The 7,573-nt window shown below is 64.5% G+C and carries 4 protein-coding genes and 1 pseudogene; 1 reads left to right on the top strand and 4 read right to left on the bottom strand.

Annotated elements, in window-relative coordinates; all coding sequences use genetic code 11:
* The coding region (locus ACMNI9_RS07175) for a putative manganese-dependent inorganic diphosphatase (protein WP_418831349.1) at positions 1-1,307 on the bottom strand (1,307 nt) is incomplete at its 3' end.
* A gap of 229 nt (positions 1,308-1,536) precedes the next feature.
* Between ACMNI9_RS07175 and sdaAA the strand changes: the two genes are divergently transcribed.
* Positions 1,537-3,186, top strand: coding sequence for an L-serine ammonia-lyase, iron-sulfur-dependent, subunit alpha (sdaAA, locus tag ACMNI9_RS07180; RefSeq protein WP_418831350.1), 1,650 nt, complete (start codon positions 1,537-1,539; stop codon positions 3,184-3,186).
* A gap of 94 nt (positions 3,187-3,280) precedes the next feature.
* Here the strand turns inward: sdaAA and ACMNI9_RS07185 are convergent, their stop codons facing one another.
* From ACMNI9_RS07185 to ACMNI9_RS07195, 3 genes and pseudogenes are all read right to left on the bottom strand, one after another.
* Positions 3,281-4,135 (bottom strand): DegV family protein, encoded by an 855-nt coding sequence (locus tag ACMNI9_RS07185; RefSeq protein WP_216529473.1) that lies wholly within the window; start codon positions 4,133-4,135, stop codon positions 3,281-3,283.
* 235 nt (positions 4,136-4,370) lie between these two features.
* Complete coding sequence (locus ACMNI9_RS07190; RefSeq protein ID WP_418831351.1) at positions 4,371-6,722, bottom strand: ATP-dependent helicase; 2,352 nt, start codon at positions 6,720-6,722, stop codon at positions 4,371-4,373.
* Between the two features lie 214 nt (positions 6,723-6,936).
* Positions 6,937-7,573: pseudogene (locus tag ACMNI9_RS07195) on the bottom strand (Na/Pi cotransporter family protein); the annotation flags it as partial.

Genomic DNA, 7,573 nt, shown 5'->3' on the forward strand with positions numbered 1-7,573 from the left:
GTGCCGCCTTCGCCCGTGCAGTTGATGCCGAACACGCGGTTCACGATGCGGCGGTTGCCCTCGCACATGAACTGGCTGCCCTCCGCCACGATGTCGGTGACCAGCAGCAGCACGAACTCGTAGCCGTGATCGTCGCGCAGCTGGCGCATGTGATCGCGAATTTCCTGCTCGCGCTTCATAACGGCCGGCAGGTCGACGGTCTCGTGCTGGGCGATGAGAACCGTGGCGTCGCCGATCTGGAATTCCTTGGCATCGGCGCCCACCAGCTTGTCGACCGGCATGTCGTCCTCGCCGCCGCGGCACTTGAACACGGCCAGTCCGAACTCGGTCGGATCGACGCCCGCGATGTCGGCCAGGTACTTCACCTGCTCGCGATCCACGTCGGTGGTCGTAGGCGACTTGAGAATGACCGTGTCGGTCATGACGGCGGACAGCAGCACGCTTGCGATGGACGCGGGTATCTCCACGCCGTGGCGACGGAATTCCAGGGTGACGATGGTGGCGGTCGATCCCACGGGCAGGTTGAGGAACTGGATGGGGTTGACCGTCATGACGTCGGCAATGCGATGGTGGTCGATGATCTCCACCACGTCGGCTTCCTCGATGCCGTTCGCCGCCTGGCGCGTCTCGTTGTGGTCCACGAGCACCACCTTGCGACGGGGGCGCACGGCCACATCGGAGCGCGTGACGATGCCGATGGCCGCGTCGCTGTCGTCGAGCACGACGGCTTCGCGCAAAGCGCTGGACATGAGGTCTTCGATGGCCTCCTTGAGAAGCCCTTCCTTGTCCAGAACCAGCACGTCGGTTTCGGTCATGTCGGCCACCTTCTGGCCGAGCGACGCGATAAGGTCGCCGGCAACGGCCATTTCGTTCGCGCCGCCCTCCTCCAGGGCGTCGGTAGCGGCGATGTAGCGCTCGGCGATCATGCGCGTGGTGATGAGACCGCGGTACGTGCCGTCGTCGTTGGTGACCACCAGCGCGCGCACGTTGTGCTGGCGCAGCAGGCGACCAGCCTCAAGCAAGGTTGCATCATGGCCGATGGAAATAGGGTTCGGCGTCATGACGTCGGCCACGCGCGCATGCACGTGGGCAACCACCTCGGGGGCCTGCAGGCCGTTGCGCTCCAGGATCCAGGCGCTCTCAGGCGGCATGGGGCCCAAACGGGCGGGGACGTACACGCGCTTCGGATCGGCATCGCCCGAAGCGCGCTTCTCCAATTCGTTCTTGAGATACGCGTACCCGACGGCCGCGCTGATGGAATCGTTGTCAGGATTCTTATGGCCCACGACGATGATGGGTGCCGGCATTGTTCGCTCCTTTACCGTGAGGCCCTTCCGCGCGTGCGGGACCTCTGCTCTCCGCCCAGTGATGTGCTCGGGATCAAAACGCCCGATTATGACCAGTTCAGTATAGCGTTGAAGCTTGAAGCGCAAGCCCCTACGGGCTTTTCGTCGTTAAAACTCACGAAAGTGCGGGTAAAACGATGCCCTATGCGCTACCATGGCGGCGACGAACGCAACGCGAAGGAGGACGAGCATGGCGACGCTCGGCTTAACCGACATCATCGGCCCCATCATGGTAGGACCCTCGAGCTCCCATACGGCGGGAGCTTTGCGCATCGCGTTCATGGCGCGCCGGCTCTGCCTTGCCGAACCGAGAAGCGTCGAGTTTCGTCTGCTGGGATCGTTCGCGCACACTCTGACCGGGCACGGCACCGACAAGGCGCTCGTGGCGGGCATGCTGGGCCTGGCAACCGACGACCTGCGCATACGCGATTCGTTCGAGCTGGCCGAACAGGCGGGACTCTCGTTTCGCTTCACGACCCTGCCCGACGCCGACGACTACGAGCACCCCAACACCATCGACATTCTCATACAGGACGCCGCCGGCAACAAGATGAGCGTGCGCGGCGAAAGCGTGGGCGGCGGGGCGGCGGTCATCCGTCGCATCGACGGCATCGACGTGTACGTGACCGGCGAAAGCACGAGCATCGTCGTGCGCCAACGCGACGTGGCCGGCGTGCTGGCGCATATCGCACAAAGCCTGAGCGAACGCGGCGTGAACATCGCCACCACGCGCATGTATCGCGAGCGGCGCGGAGACACAGCCTACACCGTTCTCGAAACCGACCAAGACGTGGACGTTGCGGCAAAAGCGGCCATAGAAAGCAACCCGGCCATCTACGATGTGCGCATCATTCCCGGCGACGCGGGCAGCGCGGCTCCATGTGCCGGCGCCGGCGACGAAGGATGCAGCGCGCAGCGAATCGCTGAAGCGCTCGATCGCGCACTTCAGCGATTCGCGGATCTCGACTTCGCATCGGGCTCGGATCTGCTTACCTGGTGCGAAACGAACGGCGCATCGCTTTCGGAAGCCTTTTTGGCTCGCGAGGCAGCTCTAGCAGCCAGCTTAGGGCAGGCCGATACATCAAAATGCTATCTTGACCTGGCGCTCTCCGTTATGAAGCGCGCTGCAACGCAGCCCGTTCGCGAAACGCTGCCCTCGATGGGAGGTCTCCTTGGCGGCGAAGCGCGCAAGCTGACCGATCTGCGCGCCCGCGGCGAAGCGCTCTGCGACGACCAGCTTTCCGCCGCCATGACCTACGCTATGGCCGTACTGGAAACGAACGCGTCCATGGGCCGCATCGTAGCAGCCCCCACGGCGGGCTCGGCGGGCGTGCTGCCCGGCGTGCTGCTTGCCCTGCAGGATTCCAAGGGCTTCGCCGATGAAGACCTGGCGCGCGGCATAGCGACCGCGGCGGCCATCGGATACCTGATCACGCGCAACGCAACGGTATCGGGCGCAGAGGGAGGCTGCCAGGCGGAGATCGGGTCGGCGGCGGCAATGGCAGCCGCAGCTGCAGTGGAGCTTGCAGGAGGCACGCCCGCCCAGTGCCTGAACGCAGCGGGCAACGCGCTCACGAACATGATGGGGCTTGTGTGCGACCCGGTTGCGGGCCTGGTGGAAGTACCCTGCCAGAAGCGCAACGCATCCGGAGCCGCCACGGCGCTCGTCAGCGCGCAGATCGCGCTGGCCGGCATTGGCAACCTGGTCGATTTCGACCAAACCGTGGCCGTCATGGACAAAGTGGGGCGTTCCCTGCCCTTCGAACTGCGAGAGAGCGCCCTTGGCGGCATAGCCGCGGCGCCGGCCGCTTGCGCCTGGTGCGCACAGTGCGGAGCCTGACAACGCGCCAGCGCAAAGGCGAACGGCACTAAACGAAGGGCGGGGCCGCTATCTCGCCGGCCCCGCCCCTTTATCTCGTTCGCATCGTCGAACCCTAGCCCATTGCGAGGTCGGGGAACGCCTTCAGATCGATGGATTGAATGGCGATGCACGCCGGACCGCCCTGCGTGATGAACGCCGGACCCAAATCGTAGACGCCGAAACGGCAACCGGAGAACGCGGCCTTCAAGCGATCCATGGCCCAACCAGCACCTTCGGGATTGTCCGCATGGCTCACGCTGATAAAATGGCCTTCGCCGACTCCGCGCTTTTCAAGCTCGGCAACTACCGCCTCAACGCCCTTCTTGAAGCTGCGGGCAATAGCCAAGCGCTCCAAGCGGGTGCCATCATCGGTTTGGCACATGACCGGAGCCGCTTTCACCAGATGCGCGAACTTCGCAGCCAGCGGCGTCAAGCGACCCCCACGACGCAGGTACTCGAAATCCTCCGGCAAAAGAAACGAGTGGGCGCTCGCGATCATGGGGCGCAGGCGCTCGATCACGTCAGCTGCATGCTCGCACCGCTTCGCCAGCTCCACGGCGGCCAGCGCCAGCGCACGATGGGGCGCGCACAGCGTTGCCGAATTCACCACGTGCACGCGCTCGGGGTGCGGAGCCTGCTTCGCCAATCCGTGCGCCACGCCGTACGCGCCGGACAGACCGTCGGCCATGGTGATGTGCAGCACCTCTTCTTCGGTGTCGTATGCTTCGAGCGTCAAATGCGGCGGAGGACAGGAGCTTTGCGGCATCGCGCCGGCACGCACGCGCGCGAGGAAGTCCTCGGTTGTGATCTCCTCGTATTCAAGCCACGTCTCGTTGTCGATGGTCACTGCAAGCGGCAGAATCTTCATACCGCGCGCTGCACCCTGCTCGATAGAGTACATGACGGAGGAATCGGCTACGATCCTCATGGGGGTCCCCTTCTCTCGTATATCAACCCTGCCTGCACTGAGGAATTCACTTAGCGCTACAGGAGTATTTTCATAATGACGGGCAAGGAAACCGATGGCAAGTAAAAATGTGAATTATGCACAGCTACACCGAAACTCGCACATCAGACGCATCATCTGCACGCGCTTAATGCGCAGCGCCCGCCGCGTTGCTCGGCGGGCGCTGCATGCACGGGCTTTTCCGGAAGGCCGCTCGCTACCCGTTCAATTTGACGATAGGCGCGTAGTCCTTCAGGAGCTTCTTCGTCTGACCCGTTTTGGCGAACTTGATGTAGAGCGTGTCGCCGTCCACCTTCGTCACCTTGCCGCGGCCGAACGTCTTGTGGTCCACGGTGTCGCCGACCGCAAACGTCATTTTGGCCGCAGACTTCTTCTCGGCACCGGGGCGCACGTACGAGGAGGCTACGCGGCTCGTGCGCGCATCCGAGCGACCCGCCGAGCCCGACGCGCTCGAGCGACCGAACACGCGACCGCCGCCCGCCTCGGTCCCCGACCCGGCGATGCCCTTGCGGCTGCCGCGCTTCTCCCAGCCCGTTCCGCTGAAGCCGGCCGAGCCCACGCCCGTGGCCTGGCGTAGCTCCATAGGGATCTCCTGGATGAAGCGCGAAACGGGGTTCGACGAGGTCTGGCCGAAGATCTGACGCGCGTAGGCGCAGGTGAGGAACAGCTTCTTGCGGGCGCGCGTGATGGCAACGTAGGCAAGGCGGCGCTCCTCCTCGATGCCGGCGGCGTCGTTCACGCTGTTCATGTGCGGGAACAGCGTTTCCTCCATGCCCGCCACGAACACGCAGTCGAACTCCAGGCCCTTCGACGAGTGCACCGTCATGAGCGTGACCGCCATGCCGTCTTCGGCCACGGTGTCCAAATCCGTGCGCAGGCGCACCCACTCGATGAAGTCGGCCAACGAGTCGCCGCGCAGCACGCGCACGGGAGCCGCTTCAGCGTCCTCGCCGGCGGTGGGGGCGGCGTATTCGGCATCCTCTTCGTCGTGCGTGTCCACGAACTCGTCCACAACGCCCAAGAATTCCTTGATGTTCTCGATGCGGCCGATAGCCTCGTCGGTGCCTTCGGCCTGAAGGGCAGCGATGAGGCCGCTCTTGTCGATGACGGCCTCGATGACCTTGCGCAGGTCGCCGCCGTACGATTGCGCCTCCTTGATAAGGCCCACGAACCCGCCGATGGCCTGGCGCGTGGCCGCGCGCAGCTCCGGATCCACGATGGCAAGCTCGGCCGCGTCTATGAACGTCATGTCCATCTCGCGCGCGAACTGCTCGATGCGCTCGATGCTGGCCTTGCCCACGCCGCGGCGCGGCACGTTGATCACGCGCTTGGCCGCGATGTCGTCGGCCGGGTTCACGATGAGCGTGAGGTAGGCCATGACGTCGCGGATCTCCGCGCGATCGAAGAAGCGCGTGCCGCCGACGATGCGGTACGGCACGCCGGCGCGCAGCAGCATATCTTCCAGCATACGGGACTGGGCGTTGGTGCGGTAGAACACGGCCATCTGGTTGTACGTCAAGCCGCGTGCGCGCTGCTTCTCGATTTCGCCGGCCACCCAGCGGCCCTCGTCGCGTTCGTCGGACGCCATGTACACCTGGATCTTGTCGCCCTCTTCGGCATCCGTGAACAGCTTTTTCGCCTTGCGGTGCTGGTTGTTGGCGATAACGGCGTTCGCAGCCGCCAAAACGTTACCGACGCTGCGGTAGTTCTGCTCCAACTTCACCGTGTGCGCGTTCGGGTAGTCCTGCTCAAACTCAAGGATGTTGCGGATGTCGGCGCCGCGCCAGCTGTAAATGGACTGGTCGTCGTCGCCCACCACCATGATGTTCTTGTGCTTCGCGGCCAAAAGCCCCGTGATGGCGTACTGGGCGTGGTTCGTGTCCTGATACTCGTCCACCATGATGTAACGGAATCGATCCTGGTAGGCGTCCAGCACGTCCGCGTGGTTCTTCAGCAGCAGGAACGCGTACAGCAGCAGGTCGTCGAAGTCGAACGCGTTCGCGGCTTTGAGGCGCTCCTGCAGCTTCGTGTAGACGCGCGCCGCCACCTTCCCCACCGGGTCGCTGGCCTGCTTCTCGAACTCGGCGGGCACCACCAGCTCGTTTTTAGCCGTGGAGATGCGGTTCATGAGCGCGTTGATCGGGAAGCGCTTCGGGTCGATGTCGAGCTCGGCCATGATCTCTTTGTACAGGCGCTTCTGATCGTCCACATCGTAGATGGTGAAGTTCTTGGTGAAGCCCAGCTTTTCCGCGTCCGCGCGCAGGATGCGCACGCACATGCTGTGGAACGTGGCCACCCACATGCCGCGGCTGCGCGGGCCTACCAGGCCGGTCAGGCGTTCGCGCATCTCGGCGGCCGCCTTGTTCGTGAACGTGATGGCCAGGATCTCCCAGGGGGCAACGCCGAGGTTCTCGATCAGGTTCGCGATGCGGTACGTCAGCACGCGCGTCTTGCCGGACCCGGCGCCGGCCAGCACCAAAAGCGGCCCGTCGGTGGTCACGACCGCTTCGCGCTGCGGTCCGTTCAGGGTTTCGATATCGATTGGCATGTGAGCAGTCTCCTTGGCATGGAGGTGAAATGAGCCTTCGTATTCTACCCCTTTTCCCCAAGGCGCCCAAGCAAACGCGCGCAATCTGCGCAAGGAGGACGGGGCGAGCTGCCGAGGGTTGCCGGGGGTGCCGAAAGCTGGCGGGGATGCCGAGGGCCGAGGCGTCGAGGGTCGTGCCATCGATGCCTCGGCCGCCTCGCTGCAGACGCGCGCTCTAGGCGAGCGCCTCCACGAGCTCGTCGGATCCGCCGCCGCGCGATTCCGTGCGATCCGTTCCCAGCGAGTCGCCCCACATAGACAGCTCGGCTCCGTGCTCTACCAGGTTGGAGCATTCGTTGCCCGCGCGCTCAAGGCACAGCAGCAGCTGGTTGTACACCGCCTTGTTCTCGGGAGCGCACTGCTGGCTGCTGACCCGGCGGAAATGATCCTTGCGCGCCTTGCTCTGGCGCTTGATGATCTGGCGACGGCGTTCGTCGAGCACGCGCTCCGACGCCACGTCCTGATCGCTCAGGAACTGAAGGACGGCGCCGTACATCTCGGCCACCATGGCCGCGCTCTCGCCCAGTTCCTGGCGCGCCTCGTCCGAGAATTGCTTCTTGGACGACAAGCGCTCGCTGTAAAGCGCGGACACTTCCCCGCAGCGCGCGCCGATGCGCCCCACCGCGTCCACGATGAACATGAGGTCGGAGATCTCAGCCGCTTGCTTTTCGCTGGTCGCGCCAGCCGACAAAAGCTCCACCGCGTAGTTCGCAAGCTCGGTTTCCGCAGCCTCCACCGTTGCGCAATCGGCCTTGAGCGCCTTGAGCGCGGCTGCATCCTTGTTCGCGATGGCCTCGGGCAACGCCGTCAGC

Source organism: Paraeggerthella sp. (genome assembly GCF_048427265.1).
Classification (GTDB): domain Bacteria; phylum Actinomycetota; class Coriobacteriia; order Coriobacteriales; family Eggerthellaceae; genus Paraeggerthella; species Paraeggerthella hominis.

Coding starts and splice junctions, on each gene's coding strand:
- sdaAA (WP_418831350.1), top strand. CDS start 1,537: ATGGCGACGCTCGGCTTAACCGACATCATCGGCCCCATCATGGTAGGA.
- ACMNI9_RS07185 (WP_216529473.1), bottom strand. CDS start 4,135: ATGAGGATCGTAGCCGATTCCTCCGTCATGTACTCTATCGAGCAGGGT.
- ACMNI9_RS07190 (WP_418831351.1), bottom strand. CDS start 6,722: ATGCCAATCGATATCGAAACCCTGAACGGACCGCAGCGCGAAGCGGTC.